General features: G+C 66.4%; 18 protein-coding genes. 15 read left to right on the top strand and 3 right to left on the bottom strand.

Features of this window, described 5'->3' with window-relative positions:
- Window positions 1-49: 49 nt before the first annotated feature.
- The 13 genes from E3T24_RS15920 to E3T24_RS15980 all read left to right on the top strand — a co-directional run bounded on the left by E3T24_RS15920 (window position 50) and on the right by E3T24_RS15980 (window position 11,474).
- Complete coding sequence (locus tag E3T24_RS15920; RefSeq protein WP_134367657.1) at window positions 50-850, top strand: L-threonylcarbamoyladenylate synthase; 801 nt, start codon at window positions 50-52, stop codon at window positions 848-850.
- A 3-nt stretch (window positions 851-853) separates the two neighbouring features.
- The gene (locus E3T24_RS15925) at window positions 854-2,077 is read left to right on the top strand and encodes an MraY family glycosyltransferase (RefSeq protein WP_134434857.1); all 1,224 of its coding nucleotides are present in this window, start codon (window positions 854-856) and stop codon (window positions 2,075-2,077) included.
- Complete coding sequence (locus E3T24_RS15930) at window positions 2,074-2,547, top strand: hypothetical protein (RefSeq protein WP_134434858.1); 474 nt, start codon at window positions 2,074-2,076, stop codon at window positions 2,545-2,547. The genes E3T24_RS15925 and E3T24_RS15930 overlap by 4 nt, the downstream gene beginning before the upstream one ends.
- Before the next feature lie 173 nt (window positions 2,548-2,720).
- Entirely contained in the window at window positions 2,721-3,509 is a 789-nt protein-coding gene (gene atpB, locus E3T24_RS15935; RefSeq protein WP_134367663.1) for a F0F1 ATP synthase subunit A, read from the top strand.
- Window positions 3,510-3,559: 50 nt separating this feature from the next.
- Window positions 3,560-3,793 carry an ATP synthase F0 subunit C gene (gene atpE, locus E3T24_RS15940; protein ID WP_134367665.1) on the top strand — a complete coding sequence of 78 codons (234 nt, stop codon included), beginning with the start codon at window positions 3,560-3,562 and terminating at the stop codon, window positions 3,791-3,793.
- 29 nt (window positions 3,794-3,822) lie between these two features.
- Window positions 3,823-4,371, top strand: a complete 549-nt coding sequence (locus tag E3T24_RS15945) for a F0F1 ATP synthase subunit B (protein WP_134434859.1) — start codon at window positions 3,823-3,825, stop codon at window positions 4,369-4,371.
- A complete protein-coding gene (locus tag E3T24_RS15950; protein WP_134434860.1) occupies window positions 4,371-5,165 on the top strand; it encodes a F0F1 ATP synthase subunit delta in 795 nt (264 codons plus the stop codon). The genes E3T24_RS15945 and E3T24_RS15950 overlap by 1 nt, the downstream gene beginning before the upstream one ends.
- A gap of 87 nt (window positions 5,166-5,252) precedes the next feature.
- Window positions 5,253-6,890 carry a F0F1 ATP synthase subunit alpha gene (atpA, locus tag E3T24_RS15955; protein ID WP_134367763.1) on the top strand — a complete coding sequence of 546 codons (1,638 nt, stop codon included), beginning with the start codon at window positions 5,253-5,255 and terminating at the stop codon, window positions 6,888-6,890.
- A 124-nt stretch (window positions 6,891-7,014) separates the two neighbouring features.
- The gene (locus E3T24_RS15960; RefSeq protein ID WP_134367671.1) at window positions 7,015-7,917 is read left to right on the top strand and encodes a F0F1 ATP synthase subunit gamma; all 903 of its coding nucleotides are present in this window, start codon (window positions 7,015-7,017) and stop codon (window positions 7,915-7,917) included.
- 19 nt (window positions 7,918-7,936) lie between these two features.
- Complete coding sequence (gene atpD, locus E3T24_RS15965) at window positions 7,937-9,400, top strand: F0F1 ATP synthase subunit beta (protein ID WP_134367673.1); 1,464 nt, start codon at window positions 7,937-7,939, stop codon at window positions 9,398-9,400.
- A gap of 2 nt (window positions 9,401-9,402) precedes the next feature.
- The gene (locus E3T24_RS15970) at window positions 9,403-9,669 is read left to right on the top strand and encodes a F0F1 ATP synthase subunit epsilon (protein WP_134367675.1); all 267 of its coding nucleotides are present in this window, start codon (window positions 9,403-9,405) and stop codon (window positions 9,667-9,669) included.
- A gap of 5 nt (window positions 9,670-9,674) precedes the next feature.
- On the top strand, window positions 9,675-10,445 hold the full coding sequence (locus E3T24_RS15975) for a peroxide stress protein YaaA (RefSeq protein ID WP_134367677.1): 771 nt from the start codon (window positions 9,675-9,677) through the stop codon (window positions 10,443-10,445).
- 42 nt (window positions 10,446-10,487) lie between these two features.
- Entirely contained in the window at window positions 10,488-11,474 is a 987-nt protein-coding gene (locus E3T24_RS15980; RefSeq protein WP_134434861.1) for a malate dehydrogenase, read from the top strand.
- A gap of 52 nt (window positions 11,475-11,526) precedes the next feature.
- Here the strand turns inward: E3T24_RS15980 and E3T24_RS15985 are convergent, their stop codons facing one another.
- The 3 genes from E3T24_RS15985 to E3T24_RS15995 all read right to left on the bottom strand — a co-directional run bounded on the left by E3T24_RS15985 (window position 11,527) and on the right by E3T24_RS15995 (window position 13,902).
- The gene (locus E3T24_RS15985) at window positions 11,527-12,114 is read right to left on the bottom strand and encodes a DNA-3-methyladenine glycosylase I (protein WP_134367681.1); all 588 of its coding nucleotides are present in this window, start codon (window positions 12,112-12,114) and stop codon (window positions 11,527-11,529) included.
- Window positions 12,111-12,611 carry a methylated-DNA--[protein]-cysteine S-methyltransferase gene (locus E3T24_RS15990; RefSeq protein WP_134367683.1) on the bottom strand — a complete coding sequence of 167 codons (501 nt, stop codon included), beginning with the start codon at window positions 12,609-12,611 and terminating at the stop codon, window positions 12,111-12,113. The genes E3T24_RS15985 and E3T24_RS15990 overlap by 4 nt, the downstream gene beginning before the upstream one ends.
- A 124-nt stretch (window positions 12,612-12,735) precedes the next feature.
- Entirely contained in the window at window positions 12,736-13,902 is a 1,167-nt protein-coding gene (locus E3T24_RS15995) for a N(5)-(carboxyethyl)ornithine synthase (RefSeq protein ID WP_134367685.1), read from the bottom strand.
- A gap of 58 nt (window positions 13,903-13,960) precedes the next feature.
- Here E3T24_RS15995 and E3T24_RS16000 point away from each other — a divergent pair, with 58 nt between their 5' ends.
- Both E3T24_RS16000 and E3T24_RS16005 read left to right on the top strand, forming a co-directional pair.
- On the top strand, window positions 13,961-14,923 hold the full coding sequence (locus tag E3T24_RS16000; protein WP_134367687.1) for an aldo/keto reductase: 963 nt from the start codon (window positions 13,961-13,963) through the stop codon (window positions 14,921-14,923).
- Window positions 14,924-15,112: 189 nt separating this feature from the next.
- Window positions 15,113-16,267, top strand: coding sequence for an acyltransferase (locus E3T24_RS16005; protein ID WP_241978725.1), 1,155 nt, complete (start codon window positions 15,113-15,115; stop codon window positions 16,265-16,267).
- Window positions 16,268-16,269 lie beyond the last annotated feature (2 nt).

Raw genomic sequence — 16,269 nt, forward strand, 5'->3', positions numbered from 1 at the left:
AGGCGGGCTGCCAGCCTCCCGGGAGGTGGCTGCACTAGAATCGGTCGAAATGACACGCATCTATGACTGCTCGGTTGACTCGGAATACGCAGCCGGCATGAGACTCGCACGATCGGCCATCGGCCGTGGTGCGCTCGTCGTCATCCCCACCGACACCGTCTACGGGCTCGCCGCCGACGCCTTCAGCCCGGAGGCCGTGCAACGGCTCCTCGACGCCAAAGGGCGGGACCGCACCTCGCCGCCGCCCGTGCTCATCCCCGGCATCCCCACCCTCGACGCCCTCGCGCAGGACGTCCCTCCGCCCGTACGTGAGCTCGTCGCCGCGTTCTGGCCCGGCGGCCTGACCGTCGTGCTCACCGCCCAGCCGTCTCTGGTCTGGGACCTGGGCGAGACTCGCGGCACGGTTGCACTGCGGATGCCGAGCAACCGGGTCGCCCTCGACCTCCTGGCCGAGACGGGACCCCTGGCCGTGTCATCCGCCAACATGAGCGGCCTTCCCGCCGCCATCGACGCGATCGGCGCCGAAGACATGCTCGGCATCAATGTCGCCGTCTATCTCGACGGGGGAGTCGCGGGCCTCGACTACGAGCCGATCGGCGACCGCGCCGGAGACACCTCGTCGACAATCGTGGATGCCACCGGCTACGGCTCCAACGGAGGCAAGGTGGTCATCGTGCGCAACGGCGTGATCTCGCGGGCGGCGATCGAAGCCGTGATCGGGGACGCCCTTGCCCCGGTCGGGTTCGCGCCCCCCGCCGCTGCTTCGGAGCCCGCCGCCGAGCCCGCCGCCGAAGCGTCCACGGCGCCCGCCGGCGACACCGCACCCGACCCGGCCGCAGACGCGGGCTAATCGATGACCGTCTTCGTTCTGCTGGCCCTCGTCTCGGCCTTGATCACCTTCGGGTTCTCGATCCTCGTGCTCAAACTGAGCCACCGCTACAAGCTGTACCCGAAGATCCGCGAACGCGATGTGCACACCCGGCCCACGCCCCGCCTCGGCGGCATCGCCATCTTCCTCGGCATCGTCGGCGCCTTCGGGGTGTCCTACCTGATCGCCGCCGCATTCGCCCCGCTCCGGCTCATTTTCAGCGACCCGCAGCAGATCCTCGCCATCCTCGGAGCCGCCCTGCTGATCGTCCTGCTCGGCGTGGCCGATGACCTCTGGGACCTCGACTGGATGACCAAGCTGGCCGGCCAGTTCATCGCGGCCGGGCTCGTCGCCTGGCAGGGCGTGCAGGTCCTGTCGCTGCCGATCGGCGGGCTGACCGTCGGGTCGTCCTGGATGTCCATCCTGATCACCGTGATCGTGATTGTGATCGTGATGAACATGATCAACTTCATCGACGGGCTCGACGGCCTGGTCGCGGGGGTCGCCCTGATCGCGAACGGCGTGTTCTTCGTCTACAGCTACCTGCTCGTGCGGGACACGTCTCCGAGCAACTACTTCAACCTGGCCTCCCTGATCGCCGCTATCCTGGTGGGGGCCTGCGTCGGGTTCCTGCCGCTCAACTGGCGTCCGGCGAAACTATTCATGGGCGACGCCGGCGCGCTGCTGGTGGGCCTGCTGATGGCCACCTCCGCGATCGCGATCACCGGTCAGGTCGACCCCACCGCAGTCAACCGGTCCCAGCTGTTCCCCGCCTTCATCCCGATCATCCTGCCGGTCGCGATCCTGATCATCCCGCTGCTCGACTTCGGCCTGGCCGTGTTCCGGCGGGTTCGGGCCGGGAAATCGCCCTTCAGTGCCGACCGCAAACACCTCCACCACCGGCTCCTCGACATGGGGCATTCCCACCTGCATGCCGTGCTCATCTTCTACGGCTGGACGGCGGCCGCATCCGTCGGCTGCCTGCTCTACTTCGTACTGCCCGTGTACTTCGGCCTGCCCACCTGGTACGCCACGATCTTCCTGATCTTCGCACTGCTGGTCTGCACCCTTGTCACGCTGGCTCCGCTCAGCCGGCGCAAGGCCGTGGAGGCCGCCAGTCAGCTTGCGAGCCCGGCCACCCAACCAGTCGAGATCGCCCGATTCGACCCTCTCGATGAGGCGTCGACGACGGCCGAGGAGAACGTATGAGCACCATGGCACCCCGTCCGGCCCAGCCCACTTCGATTCCAGTGTTCCGCCGCATCCTCGTCTACGGCAGCGTCCTCGCCGCCGGCATCGCCGTCGTCGGGGCCGTGGTCGGCGGTCTGGCCGCGGGGGCCGAGGGCGTCGTGAGCGCCCTGATCGGAACCCTGCTGTCGGTGGTCTTCATGGGGATCACGGCCGGCAGCATCCTGGTCGCCAATCGTTTCGCCGGCACCGCCGCGGCCATCGGCGCGTTCTTCGGAATCGTGATGGGAGGCTGGCTGGTCAAGTTCGTCGTCTTCCTGGTGCTGATGGTGCTGCTCAAAGACCAGCCCTGGATCCAGCCGGTCGTGCTGTTCCTCAGCATCATCGCCGGAGTCGTCGGTTCGCTCCTGGTCGATGTTTTCGTGCTGATGAAGAGCCGAATGACGTACGCCAGCGACATCGCCTTGCCGACGGCGGCACACGACGACTGAGCGCGGGCTCTCGATTCGGTCTCCCGGCCTTTTCTTGCTAGGGTAATGACCGATTCGTCCCGTGTTGTTTCTGCCTTCTTGCAGAACAATCCGGCCACACATTCGTCATCGCGAGAGCAGAGCTTCTTGCCCCGAAACAGGAGAAAGCGCTGCTAGAAACCGCCGTAAACCTGATGATTCCGTTTGCCACCGATGAGGGTGGCTTCCACGGTCCGACGATTGGTGAATTCTTCCCCGAAGCGATCTTCTTCGCCGGGACGCCATTCGAAATAAATCGCATCATGCTCATCCGCTTCCTGGCAGTCGCCGCGCTGCTGCTAATTTTCTGGATCGGCACGCGCCGCATGAAGGTCATTCCGACCCGCATGCAGAGCGTCGTCGAGATGGGCCTGGACTTCGCCCGGGTCAACATCGCCGAAGACATCCTCGGCAAGAAGGACGGCAAGCGTTTCCTGCCGTTGATCACGACCATTTTCTTCATGGTCCTGTTCCTCAACATCACCGGCCCGATCCCGTTCCTCAACATCGCCGGAAGCTCCGTCATCGGAGTTCCGCTGGTGCTGGCGCTGGTGGCTTACAGCGCCTTCATCTACGCCGGCGTCAAGAAGAACCCGGCGAACTTCTTCCGGAACGCCCTGTTCCCACCCGGAGTTCCGCCGTTCCTCTACATCATCGTGACGCCGATCGAGTTCATCTCGACGTTCCTCATCCGCCCGGTCACTCTGACCCTTCGGCTGCTGATGAACATGATCGTCGGCCACCTGCTCCTGGTGCTGTTCTTCAGTGCGACGCAGTTCTTCTTCTTCACCGCCACCGGCGGGTTCAAGTTGTTCGGTGCGGGCACCCTGGTGTTCGGCTTCGCGTTCACACTCTTCGAAGTGCTGATCGCGCTGCTCCAGGCCTACATTTTTGCCCTGCTCACCGCTGTCTACATCCAGCTCGCGCTGGCTGAGGAGCACTAAACCTCGAATCCGGCATTCGCTGTATTCGTCACTACGGAAGGAACCATACGTTGGACGCAACAACCGTTCTCGCGGCAATCAACGGAAACATCGCGACTGTCGGTTACGGCCTCGCCGCAATCGGCCCGGCAATCGGCGTGGGCATTGTCGTCGGCAAGACCATCGAGGGTGTTGCTCGTCAGCCCGAACTGGCCGGCCAGCTCCAGGTCCTGATGTACATCGGCATCGCCTTCACCGAGGCGCTCGCCTTCATCGGTATCGCCACCTACTTCATCTTCGTTTAGTCCTCTTTTCTCTCTAGTCAGGAGGCACGATGTTTAACGCAGTGATTGCAGCTGCTGCTGAGAAGACGGAAAATCCGCTTCTCCCCGCGGTCTACGACATAGTCTGGTCCTCGCTCATTTTCGTGGTCATTCTGTTCTTCTTCTGGAAGCTCGTGCTTCCGAGGATGCAGAAGCTTCTCGACGACCGCGCAGAGGCCATCGAGGGCAACATCGCGAAAGCGGACGATGCCCAGCGCAAGGCCGAAGCTGCTCTCGAGCAGTACACGGCCCAGCTTGCTGACGCTCGCGCCGAGGCCGGCCAGATTCGCGAGCACGCTCGCATCGACGGCCAGAAGATCATCAACGAGCACAAGGAACAGGCCCTGGCCGAAGCCGCTCGCGTGACCACCAGCGCCAAGGCTCAGATTGAAGCAGAACGTCAGGCGGCAGTCGTGTCCCTTCGTTCCGAAGTGGGCACCCTGGCCATCGACCTCGCATCCGGTGTCATCGGCGAAAGCCTGACCGACGACGCGAAGGCCACCGCCATCGTCGACCGTTTCCTGGCCGACCTTGAGGCCTCGGAGAAAGCAGCTAAGTAATGGGAAGCGCCACCAGAGAAGCTTTGGCCTCGTCGCGGGCGGCATTGGCTGCCCAGGGCAGCACGGCCGATCTGGCGACGGGCGAGAGCCTGTTGAACGCCGGTCGCGTGATCGGTGACTCCTCGCAGCTCCTGTCCGCTCTGGTCGACCCGGCAGCGGATGCCGCGGCGAAGGCGGCGCTCGTTCGCGCCGTGTTCGCCTCGGCCCTGACCCCCACGGCACTGGAGCTCCTCCAGTGCGTCGCTGCGACTCGCTGGTCGAGTCACAGCGACCTGCTGGCCGGGGTCGAGGACCTCGGGTTGCGTTCGATCGCATCCTCGACCGACGACGGGATCGTCGAGGCCGAGCTGTTCGCCTTCGGCAGCGCCGTCTCGTCCAACGCGGAGCTCGAACTCGCTCTGGCCAGCAAGTTGGGAAAGGCGAGCGCCAAAGTCGGCCTCGTCAACTCCCTGCTGGGCGGCAAGGTCACCGAACAGACGCTGTCGATCGTGCGGCACCTCGTGCAGCAGCCTCGCGGCCGCCGCATCGGCGAGTTGCTGCGCTACGCGGCATCCGTCGTCGCCGACCAGTCAGGGGCCTCGATCGCCACGATCACGTCCGCCGCAACGCTCGCGCCCGAACAGGTGGAGCGCCTCCGCACGAGCCTCACCGCTCGTTACGGTCGTCGGCTCACGCTCAACCAGGTCGTCAACCCGGCTCTGGTCGGGGGAGTCCATGTTCAAATCGGTGACGACGTCATCGATGGCAGCATCGCCACCCGCCTGAAAGACCTCCGAAGCAAGCTCGCTGGCTGAGCGTTCAGCCAGTAACACACACACCTCGGGACGGCAGCGTCCCGTGCACGACAGAACCTGTACATCCGGTACAGAAAAGGGAAGATGATGGCAGAACTAACGATCAGCCCCGATGAGATCCGCGACGCTCTCCAGGACTTCGTCAAGTCCTACGAGCCGAACAAGACCGCAACGACCGAGGTTGGCTACGTCACCACGGCCGGCGACGGGATCGCACACGTCGAAGGCCTTCCCAGCGTGATGGCGAACGAGCTCATCAAATTCGCTGACGGCACCCTGGGCCTCGCCCAGAACCTCGACGAAGACGAGATTGGCGTCGTCGTGCTCGGCGAGTTCACCGGCATCGTCGAGGGAATGGAGGTGCACCGCACTGGTGAGGTTCTCTCCGTACCCGTCGGCGACGGCTACCTCGGCCGTGTCGTCGATCCGCTCGGTGCTCCCATCGACGGCCTCGGCGAGATCAAGACCGAGGGCCGTCGTGCCCTCGAACTCCAGGCTCCCGGCGTCATGCACCGCAAGTCGGTTCACGAGCCGATGCAGACCGGCATCAAGGCGATCGACGCCATGATCCCGATCGGGCGCGGACAGCGTCAGCTGATCATCGGTGACCGCCAGACCGGCAAAACGGCCATCGCGATCGACACGATCATCAACCAGAAGGCCAACTGGGCTTCGGGCGACGTCAACAAGCAAGTTCGTTGCATCTACGTCGCCATCGGCCAGAAGGGTTCCACGATCGCCGCCGTCAAGGGCGCGCTCGAGGACGCCGGCGTGATGGAGTACACGACCATCGTCGCGTCCCCGGCCTCCGACCCCGCCGGCTTCAAGTACCTCGCCCCGTACACCGGTTCGGCCATCGGCCAGCACTGGATGTACGCCGGCAAGCACGTCCTCATCATCTTCGACGACCTGTCCAAGCAGGCCGAGGCCTACCGTGCGGTCTCGCTGCTGCTGCGTCGCCCGCCGGGGCGCGAGGCATACCCGGGCGACGTGTTCTACCTGCACTCCCGTCTGCTCGAGCGTTGCGCGAAGCTCTCCGACGAACTCGGCGCCGGATCGATGACCGGTCTTCCGATCATCGAGACCAAGGCCAACGACGTCTCCGCGTACATCCCGACCAACGTGATCTCGATCACCGACGGCCAGATCTTCCTGCAGTCCGACCTGTTCAACGCCAACCAGCGTCCCGCAGTCGACGTGGGCATCTCGGTCTCGCGAGTCGGCGGTGACGCTCAGGTCAAGTCGATCAAGAAGGTCTCCGGAACTCTCAAGCTCGAACTGGCCCAGTACCGCTCGCTCGAGGCCTTCGCGATGTTCGCGTCCGACCTCGACGCGACCAGCCGTCGCCAGCTGGCCCGTGGCGCCCGTCTGACCGAACTGCTCAAGCAGCCCCAGTACTCGCCGTACCCGGTCGAAGATCAGGTCGTCTCGATCTGGGCCGGCACGAACGGCAAGTTCGACGAGGTTCCGGTCGAGGACGTTCTGCGTTTCGAGCGCGGGCTGCTCGACCACCTGGGTCGCACCACCGAGGTCCTCAAGACGCTGCGCGAGACGAACATCCTCGATGACGCCACCGTCGCGACGCTCGAACTCGAGGTCGACAAGTTCAAGCAGGGCTTCCAGACCGGCGAGGGCAAGCCACTCGCCTCGGTCGGCAAGGAAGAATTCACGGCCATCGCCGTCGAAGACGTGAATCAGGAAAAGATCGTCAAGCACCGACGCTAAGCGCCCCGGTCGCGTTCCCCACCGGGTCTGAACGAACAAAACTCGTTCGGACCAGGGGGAGCGCGGCCAGGCTCGCACGGCCACCGCACCACCCCACCCACTGACAAGGAAGCACAGGAGACACATGGGAGCGCAACTTCGGGTCTACCGGCAGAAGATCAAGTCTGCCCAGACGACTAAGAAGATCACTCGGGCCATGGAGTTGATCTCTGCCTCGCGCATTCAGAAGGCCAAGGCCCGCGTCGCGGCGTCGACACCGTTCGCCCGCGCGATCACGCAGGCGGTCTCCGCCGTCGCGACGTACTCGAATGTCGCTCACGTGCTCACGACCGAGCCGGAGAAGATCGAACGCGCAGCGGTCGTCATCTTCGCGTCCGACCGTGGCCTCGCCGGGGCGTTCAGCTCCCAGGTGCTGCGTGAAGCCGAGTCGCTGAGCGAACTGCTCCGTGGCCAGGGCAAGGACATCGTCTACTTCCTCGTCGGACGCAAGGCGGTCGCGTACTTCAGCTTCCGTCGTCGCCCGTCGGAACAGGTCTGGACAGGTTCGACCGACCAGCCCGACTACGAGACGGCGCGCGAGATCAGCGACGCGCTGCTCGAGGCCTTCCTCCGGGAAGCGGACGACGGCGGCGTGGACGAGATCCACGTGGTGTTCAACCGTTTCGTGAGCATGGTCACCCAGGTTCCCCAGGTTGTTCGGCTCCTTCCGCTCGAGGTCGTCGAGGGCGTCGAGGAACCCGGTGAAAACCAGGTTCTCCCGCTCTACGAGTTCGAGCCGGACGTTGAAACGGTGCTGGACTCGCTCCTGCCCGTCTACATCGAGAGCCGCATCTTCAACTCCATGCTGCAGTCCGCTGCAGCCGAGCACGCCGCGCGTCAGAAGGCCATGCAGTCGGCCTCCGACAACGCGGACAAGTTGATCAAGGACTTCACCCGGCTGTCCAACAACGCCCGGCAGACCGAGATCACCTCGCAGATTTCCGAGATCGTGGGTGGAGCCGACGCGCTCTCATCCGCCAAGAACTAAAACCAGAGAAGAGAGAGCAATGACTGACACCATATCCGCGCCAGTCCACGCACCGGTGGATTCCGTCGCCGTTGGCCGGATCGCCCGCGTCACGGGCCCGGTCGTCGACATCGAGTTCCCGCACGACTCGATCCCGGGCATGTACAACGCACTGAAGACGACCATCGTCATCGATGATGTGACCACCGTCATCACGCTCGAGGTCGCCCAGCACCTCGGCGACGACCTCATCCGCGCGATCGCGCTCAACCCGACCGATGGTCTGGTCCGTGGCCAGGAGGTCCGGGACACCGGTTCCCCCATCACTGTCCCGGTCGGCGACGTCACCAAGGGCCGCGTCTTCAACGCCATTGGCGAGGTGCTCAATGCGGAGCCCGGCGAAAAGATCGAAATCACCGAGCGCTGGCCCATCCACCGCAAGCCGCCGCCCTTCGACCAGCTGGAGTCCAAGACCCAGCTGTTCGAGACCGGCATCAAGGTCATCGACCTTCTCACGCCGTACGTTCTCGGTGGCAAGATCGGACTCTTCGGTGGAGCCGGCGTCGGCAAGACCGTCCTGATCCAGGAAATGATCCAGCGCGTCGCGCAGGACCACGGTGGAGTGTCCGTGTTCGCCGGTGTCGGGGAGCGCACCCGTGAGGGCAACGACCTGATCCACGAGATGGAAGAGGCTGGCGTCTTCGACAAGACCGCCCTCGTATTCGGCCAGATGGACGAGCCGCCGGGAACGCGTCTGCGCGTCGCCCTGTCGGCCCTGACCATGGCGGAGTACTTCCGTGACGTGGCCAAGCAGGACGTGTTGCTCTTCATTGACAACATCTTCCGCTTCACCCAGGCCGGTTCCGAGGTGTCGACCCTTCTGGGCCGCATGCCGAGCGCCGTAGGTTACCAGCCGACCCTGGCAGACGAGATGGGCATCCTCCAGGAGCGCATCACGTCGACCCGTGGCCACTCGATCACGTCGCTGCAGGCCATCTACGTTCCTGCCGACGACTACACCGACCCGGCGCCGGCGACGACCTTCGCCCACCTCGACGCCACCACCGAGCTGTCGCGCGAAATCGCGTCGAAGGGGCTCTACCCGGCCGTCGACCCGCTCACCTCGACCAGCCGCATCCTCGACCCCCGCTACCTGGGCGCCGACCACTACACCACGGCCGTGCGCGTCAAGGCGATCCTGCAGAAGAACAAGGAACTCCAGGAGATCATCGCGATCCTGGGTGTTGACGAACTCTCCGAGGAAGACAAGGTCACCGTCTCCCGCGCGCGCCGCATCCAGCAGTTCCTGTCGCAGAACACCTACATGGCCAAGAAGTTCACGGGTGTCGAGGGCTCCACGGTGCCGCTCAAGGACACCATCGAGTCCTTCACCGCCATCGCCAACGGCGACTTCGACCACGTGGCCGAACAGGCCTTCTTCAACGTCGGTGGCATCGCCGACGTCGAAGAGAAGTGGGCGAAGATCCAGAAAGAGAACGACTAGTCATGGCCGGGACCCCGCTCACGGTCAGTGTCGTCGCGGCCGACCACGAGGTCTGGTCCGGCGAGGCCAGCATGGTGGTCGCCCGCACCGTGGAGGGCCAGATCGGTATCCTTCCCGGGCACGAGCCCATGCTGGCGATCCTTGCCAGTGGCGAGGTTCGGGTGACCCTGAGCGGCGGTGAGAAAGTCGTCGCCGAGGCGGCGGACGGCTTCCTGTCGGTCGCCAACAACGTGGTCACGATCGTCGCACGCAAGGCAGAGCTCGTTTAGTTCGCTTGCTGATCCTGCTGCCGCCGTCCGAGACAAAACGTCTCGGTGGCATCGAAGTACCGCTTGACCTGCAGTCCCTCCAGTACCCGTCGCTTGCATCCAAGCGGCGGGTACTTGTGCGTTCGCTCCGCTCGCTCGCCCGGCATCCGGATGAGATGATGGCGGCCTTGAAGCTGGGCCGCACCCAGTCCGCCGAGGTCGGACGGAATCTGGCGCTGTCATCGTCACCGACCATGCCGGTGCTGGACCGCTACACCGGGGTGCTTTACGACGCCCTCGACGCCGGCACCCTGTCGCCGGCCGACCGCGACTGGGCCCGGCACCACGTGCTGGTGCACTCCGCACTGTTCGGGCCGGTCGGCGCGCTGGACCTCATTCCGGCCTACCGCCTCTCGTGCAGCTCGAAGCTGCCCGAGATCGCCCTGAAGAAGCACTGGGCGGAGTCAATCGCGCGTGTGCTGGCCGAGTCTGAGGGGCTCCTGCTCGACTTCCGCTCCGCGGGCTATGTCGCGCTCGGGCCCGCGCCGGTGCGTCCCGGCTCCGTCTATCTCCGCGTCCTCGCCGAGACTGCGGACGGCCGCACGCGCGCCCTGAACCACTTCAACAAGCAGGCGAAGGGCCGCTTCACCCGGGCCCTCGTGCAGCACGGCGAGTCCTTCACGACGCTCGACGCGTTGCTCGGGTGGGCGGCCGGGGCGGGCTTTGTTCTGCGCCCCGGATCGGTCGGGGAACTCGACCTGGTCGTCGACCAGTCGATTGCCGCCGCCACGGTCTGAAAGCGGCCCCACCGACGGGCATTCCGGCCCTAGGCTGTGACCGTGCCCACACCACCTATGAACGTCACCGTCACCGGCGCCGGCGGCCAAATCGGCTACGCCCTGGTCTTTCGGATTGCGTCAGGCGCCCTGCTCGGCCCGACCACACCGATCAACCTCACCCTGCTCGAGATCCCCGGGGGACGCGCCGCCGCGGAGGGCACAGCCCTCGAGCTGCAGGACTGCGCGTTCCCGCTGCTGCGGTCGGTCACCGTCACGGAAGACCCGGTCCGCGCCTTCGACGGGGTCAGCATCGCGCTGCTGGTCGGTTCCCGGCCCCGGGCCGTCGGCATGGAGCGGGTGGCTCTGCTCGAGAGCAACGGTCGCATCTTCGGGCCGCAGGGGCTCGCGCTCAACGAGGGCGCGGCATCCGATGTGCGCGTCCTGGTCGTGGGCAACCCCGTGAACACCAATGCCCTCGTTGCCAGCGCTTTCGCTCCGGACATTCCGGCGGAACGCTTCACGGCCATGACCCGGCTGGACCACAACCGCGGGCTCGGCCAGTTGGCCGCCCGGCTGGGCGTGCCCGTTCCCGAGATCGACAGACTCACCGTGTGGGGGAACCACTCCGCCAGCCAGTACCCGGATGTCTCCCACGCGACCGCGGGCGGGCGCCCGGTGTCCGGCCTCGTGGACGAGGCGTGGCTGACCGGGGAGTTCATTCCCCGGGTCGCCAACCGCGGTTACGAGATCATCCAGGCACGCGGCGCGTCGTCCGCGGCGTCCGCGGCCAGTGCGGCCATCGACCATGTCTACGACTGGGTCAACGGGACCGGCGACCGATGGACCTCCGCGGGCGTCGTGTCGGACGGCTCCTACGGCGTGCCGGAGGGTCTGGTCTGTTCATTCCCGGTGCGCGGCGTGGACGGGCGATACGAGATCGTGCCGAACCTCTCGATCGACGCCTTCTCGCGCGCCCGGATCGACAACTCGGTCGCCGAGCTGCTTGAAGAGCGCGCCGCGGTTCTGTCTCTCGGCCTGCTGCCCTGACCTCCGGTCGGACCTCCAGCCGATCCTCTGGTCGGCGCCTCCAGCCGGTCCTCTAGTCGGCGGAGGCGCGGTGGCAGCCCTGCACGTGATCGTCGACGAGGCCCGCGGACTGCATCAGCGCGTACATCGTGGTGGGGCCGACGAACCGGTAACCGCGGGCGCGCAGCTCGCGGCTGAGCGCCGTCGATTCCGGGGTGATGGCCGGGATCTCGCTGAGCGTTACCAGCCGGGAGCTGCGGCCTGGCGGTGCGAAGCTCCAGATCAGCGCGGCCAGGCTGTGACCGAGGTCCCGGGTGACCCGGGCGTTGCCGATGGTCGCCTCGATCTTCCCGCGGTGGCGGATGATGCTGGGATCGGCCACGAGACGGGCGACGTCTGATTCGTCCATGACGGCGACCCGGTCCACCTCGAAGCCGTGAAACGCGGCCCGGAAGGCGGGGCGTCGCCGCAGGATCGTGATCCACGACAAGCCCGCCTGGAAGCCCTCGAGGCACAGCTTCTCGAACAGCGCCCGGTCGTCCCGAAGCGGACGTCCCCACTCTTCATCGTGGTATCGCCGGTATTCGGCGTCGTCGCCCACCCAGCCGCAGCGGGCGAGCCCGTCCGCGCCCACCCGGAGCGAACCGGTCGCGTCGGTCACGACCGGTGCTCGATGCCTTCGTGATCGAGCAGCCAGACCTTGGTGGGGATGCCGCTGCCTCCGCTGTACCCGGTGATGCGCCCGTCAGCGGCCAACACCCGGTGACAACCGACCAGGATGGGCACGGGATTCGCACCGATGGCGCCGCCGACGGCCCGGCCTGAGCCCGGCTTTTCCAGCGACCTCGCCACTTCTCCGTACGAGGTGACGTCGCCGAAGCCCAGTGCGGCCAGGCGCGCCCAGACATCCTTCTGGAACGCAGTGCCCTGCCGCGGCCGGACGGGCACGTCGAAGCTGGTGCGGGTTCCGGCGAAGTACTCCGTCAGCTCCCGGGCGGCCTGGGCGAGCAGGGGGGAGGGGGCCTCTGCCGACGCCTCCAGGGGCAGATGCCCGTCGCGCTCGATCGAGAGCGACAGGATGCTCTCACCGTCGCTGGTCAGTTCCAGCCGCCCAATGGGGCTGGGCAGCCGGATCAAAGACGTTTCGATGCTGATCATGACTCGACTGTAGTCGGCGCCGCAGCGGGACTCTGGCGGCTTTCGGACCTGAGGGGAACTGGCACCGTCGCCCACTGGGGAGGAGGCTTCGGCCATGGCCACCCGACCGGACCAGGCCCCCGGCTCAGGCCAGCGGTAGGTGCGGGTAGTCGGCGGAGCGGTTCTGGAAGGCCAGGATGCTGGGATTCTGGATGACCCCGTTCCTGATCTCGATCGCCCGGCGCAGGGTCTCGTCGGCACCCCAGGCGTTCTCGCCCCTCAGCACGTCCTCGAGGTAGGGGAGGAGTGCCGCACTGATCTCCCAGGTGGCGGAGTCCCACAGATAGGAGGGACTGTGGTCGACCGCGTAGTACGTGACGTTGTCGCCGACGGTGAAGACCGGGTTGGCGAACGTGGTCGGCCGGGCCCAGGCGAACCCCATGCCGGCATCGCACGACACGTCGACGACGAGGGTTCCCGGGGCGAGCAGCGCGAGGTCCGCATCCCGCAGGAAGGTGAGCGGCTGGTTGGGGTCCTGCAGCACGCAGTTCACGATCACGTCGTGGCCGGCCAGGAAGTCGGGCAGCGGCATCCGTTTGCCCTCGACCAGAACGGAGTCGACCGAACCGGCGGCGACACCACCGGAGTCGCCGGCGCCATCCTCGCGCACGAGCGGCACGATCCGGGCGGCGTCGAACACCGACCCCGGCGCGATGGCGCGCGGGGTGACCAGGCTGACGTCGGTGACTCCGTGGGCCCCCAGGGCCGTCACGGCTCCGCGGGCGGTGGACCCGGATCCGATCACGGCCGCGCGCAGCGGGCGGCCGTACACGCCGGTCGAGCCAACGAGCGACAGGGCGTGCACCACCGAGGCGTAACCGGCGAGCTCGTTGTTCTTCTGCAGGATGTGCCGTTTGAAGTCGCCGTCCGCGGTCCACTCGTTCATCGCCTCGAAGGCGATCAGGGTGAGTTTCTTGTCGATGGCGAGCTGGGTGAGGGCCGGGTCCTGCACGCAGTGCGGCCAGCCCCAGAGGATCTGCCCCTCCCGCAGCTGGCCGATATCCGCGAGCAGCGGCTTGGCCAGCAGGATGACGTCACACTCCGCGATCAGCTGCTCGCGGGGGAGCAGGCCGCCCACCAGCGGCGCGAGCCGTTCGTCGGGCATGCCGAACTGTTCCCCGTAGCCCTGCTCCAGATAGATGCGGCCGCGCACGTCGGCATCAATCTGGTCGAGGTGGAGCGGATGCAGCGGAAGGCGACGTTCGTCCACCTTGCCGGAACGGGACATGACGCCAATGGAGAGCCGGTTCATCTGATGCCTTTCGGGTCACGACCTGTTTAGCACAGCGCTGTGAGCCTAATGTGGGGGCATGGCGCAGATCGACTACCGCAGGCTGGGCGATTCGGGACTGATGGTCTCCACGATCGGCCTCGGCTGCAACAATTTCGGTCGTGCGGGCACGGCCACCCAAAGCCAGGCGGGCACCTCCGCCGTCATCGATACGGCGGTCGACGCCGGGATCACCCTGTTCGACACGGCGGACATCTACGGCGCGGAACGGGGCCTCAGCGAAACCCTGATGGGCCACGCTCTGCAGGGCAAGCGGGACCGGATCGTGCTGGCGTCCAAGTTCGGCATGGACATGAACGGCCGGAACGGGCCGGACTGGGATGCGCGCGGCTCGCGCCGGTACATACGCCTGGCCGTCGAGGCCTCGCTCCGGCGGCTGCAGACCGACTGGATCGACCTGTACCAGCTGCACACGCCCGACCCGAACACGCCGATCGAGGAGACGCTGCAGACGCTGGACGACCTGATCCGGGAGGGCAAGGTGCGCTACATCGGCCACTCCAACCTGGCCGGCTGGCAGATCGCGGAGGCCGAGTTCACGGCTCGGCTGCACGGGCATCCGCGGTTCATCTCCGCGCAGAACGAGTACAGCCTGCTCGTGCGCGACGCGGAGGAGGAGGTGCTGCCGGCCGTCAACGCCTACGGCCTGGGGTTCCTGCCGTTCTTCCCGCTCTACAACGGCCTGTTCACGGGCAAGTTCTCGCGTGCCGGGGGCCCGGCCGACAGTCGGATCATGATGTTCAGACCCCATCTGGCCGAGACGGCCCCCTGGGACGTGATCGAGAAGTACGAGGCGTTCTGCGACGAACACGGCGTGACCATGCTCGCGGCCACGTTCGCCTGGCTCCTGGCCCAGCCGGGGCTCACCAGCGTCATCGCCGGCGCCACGCGGCCGGAGCAGGTCGTGCAGAACACCCTCGAAGCGAACGAGTGGCAGCCGACGCCCGAGGACGTCGCCTGGATCTCCGACCTGTTCGCGTGAGTTCACGCGGGGCCGGCCGCCGCGGATGGGCCCAGAGGGGCCGGCTTCCGCACGGGTTAGGCTTACGGGATGGTCGGCGGGAGTAGCCGGTCGCCCGGGGCGAATCATCCTCCGGCAGGTGGCTATCGTCGCTTGAGTGTTCGAGCGCACGCTCACCCTCGTGCCGACAGTGAGGCTCCACCCGTGACGATGCAGACCACCCGGCGGCCGCGCGTGAAGCGCCCCGCCGCCCAGCTCAACACCGTGCAACTGGCCCGAGGGTTCGCGGCGCTCGCCGTGGTGGCCTACCATCCGCAGTCGACCGAGGTGAAGTACTTCTCGGGCACGAACATCCTGCCGGAATTCCTCGGCCGAGGGCTGTCCGGCGTCGACCTCTTCTTCGTGATCAGCGGTTTCGTCATGGTCCTGACCACCCGCGGCAAGCACGGAACGCCCCGCCAGGTGGGCAAATTCGTGTGGAACCGGTTCTTCCGCATCTACCCCACCTACTGGGTCTACAGCCTGGCGCTGCTGCCCGTGCTGTTCCTGGCCCCCGCGTTCATCAACTCGTCCCAGGGCGGTCAGATCGACATTCTCTCGTCCTTCCTGCTGCTGCCGACCGAGATCCTGCCGCTGCTCCTCGTGGCTTGGACGCTGACGATCGAGGTGTGGTTCTACGTCGTGTTCGCGGTGGTCCTGTTCCTGCCGGAGCGGATGCTGGTGTCCGCCCTCGCGGTCTGGTTCGCCCTGCTGGTGATCGTGAACTGGGCCGGCCCCATCTCGGCGAACCCGTACCTCGAACTCCCGACCAACGCCATGGCCATCGAGTTCATCCTCGGCGGGGTCGCCGCGCTGCTGTTCCGGCACGTCAACCGGGTCGTCGCCGCCGTGCTGGCCGTCACCGGCATCGTCGTGCTGCTCTCCTTCGGCGCCACCACTCCCGCGGACCTCTACGCGGGTCCCGGCCTCGACCGCCCACTCACCCTCGGCGTCGGGTTCGCCCTGCTGCTCCTGGCGGCAACGGCCCTCGAGCACCGTCGCGGAATCGGCGCCCTGTCCCGGCTCACGGTTCTCGGCGACATGTTTTACTCCGTCTACCTCTGCCACGTGCTCGTCCTCGCTGTGACGGGTCGCGTCTGGCTGACCATCGCCGGCTCGTTCGCCGCCAACCCGATCATGGTCGCCGGCTGGTGGGTCGTCACCCTCGCGGCCGTGCTCACGGTGGGCTACCTGAGCTACCGCCTGATCGAGCGCCCGGTGATGACCGTGGCGCATCGCTGGCGGGCAGCCGTGTTCCACGAGAAGGACACCGGAAGCCCGGCGGGCGCCACATCCCTCCTTGTGAGTGAGCGCTCACTCAGTTAGTC

Origin of the sequence: Cryobacterium sp. TmT2-59 (genome assembly GCF_004403545.1) — a bacterium.
GTDB lineage: Bacteria > Actinomycetota > Actinomycetes > Actinomycetales > Microbacteriaceae > Cryobacterium > Cryobacterium shii.

Excerpts from the sequence above, each read along its gene's own strand:
- E3T24_RS15990 (WP_134367683.1), bottom strand. The coding sequence starts at position 12,611 with ATGATCAGCATCGAAACGTCTTTGATCCGGCTGCCCAGCCCCATTGGG.
- atpB (WP_134367663.1), top strand. The coding sequence starts at position 2,721 with ATGATTCCGTTTGCCACCGATGAGGGTGGCTTCCACGGTCCGACGATT.
- E3T24_RS15920 (WP_134367657.1), top strand. The coding sequence starts at position 50 with ATGACACGCATCTATGACTGCTCGGTTGACTCGGAATACGCAGCCGGC.
- E3T24_RS16005 (WP_241978725.1), top strand. The coding sequence starts at position 15,113 with ATGCAGACCACCCGGCGGCCGCGCGTGAAGCGCCCCGCCGCCCAGCTC.
- E3T24_RS16000 (WP_134367687.1), top strand. The coding sequence starts at position 13,961 with ATGGCGCAGATCGACTACCGCAGGCTGGGCGATTCGGGACTGATGGTC.
- E3T24_RS15945 (WP_134434859.1), top strand. The coding sequence starts at position 3,823 with ATGTTTAACGCAGTGATTGCAGCTGCTGCTGAGAAGACGGAAAATCCG.
- atpD (WP_134367673.1), top strand. The coding sequence starts at position 7,937 with ATGACTGACACCATATCCGCGCCAGTCCACGCACCGGTGGATTCCGTC.
- E3T24_RS15995 (WP_134367685.1), bottom strand. The coding sequence starts at position 13,902 with ATGAACCGGCTCTCCATTGGCGTCATGTCCCGTTCCGGCAAGGTGGAC.
- E3T24_RS15970 (WP_134367675.1), top strand. The coding sequence starts at position 9,403 with ATGGCCGGGACCCCGCTCACGGTCAGTGTCGTCGCGGCCGACCACGAG.
- atpA (WP_134367763.1), top strand. The coding sequence starts at position 5,253 with ATGGCAGAACTAACGATCAGCCCCGATGAGATCCGCGACGCTCTCCAG.
- E3T24_RS15950 (WP_134434860.1), top strand. The coding sequence starts at position 4,371 with ATGGGAAGCGCCACCAGAGAAGCTTTGGCCTCGTCGCGGGCGGCATTG.
- E3T24_RS15925 (WP_134434857.1), top strand. The coding sequence starts at position 854 with ATGACCGTCTTCGTTCTGCTGGCCCTCGTCTCGGCCTTGATCACCTTC.
- E3T24_RS15960 (WP_134367671.1), top strand. The coding sequence starts at position 7,015 with ATGGGAGCGCAACTTCGGGTCTACCGGCAGAAGATCAAGTCTGCCCAG.
- E3T24_RS15930 (WP_134434858.1), top strand. The coding sequence starts at position 2,074 with ATGAGCACCATGGCACCCCGTCCGGCCCAGCCCACTTCGATTCCAGTG.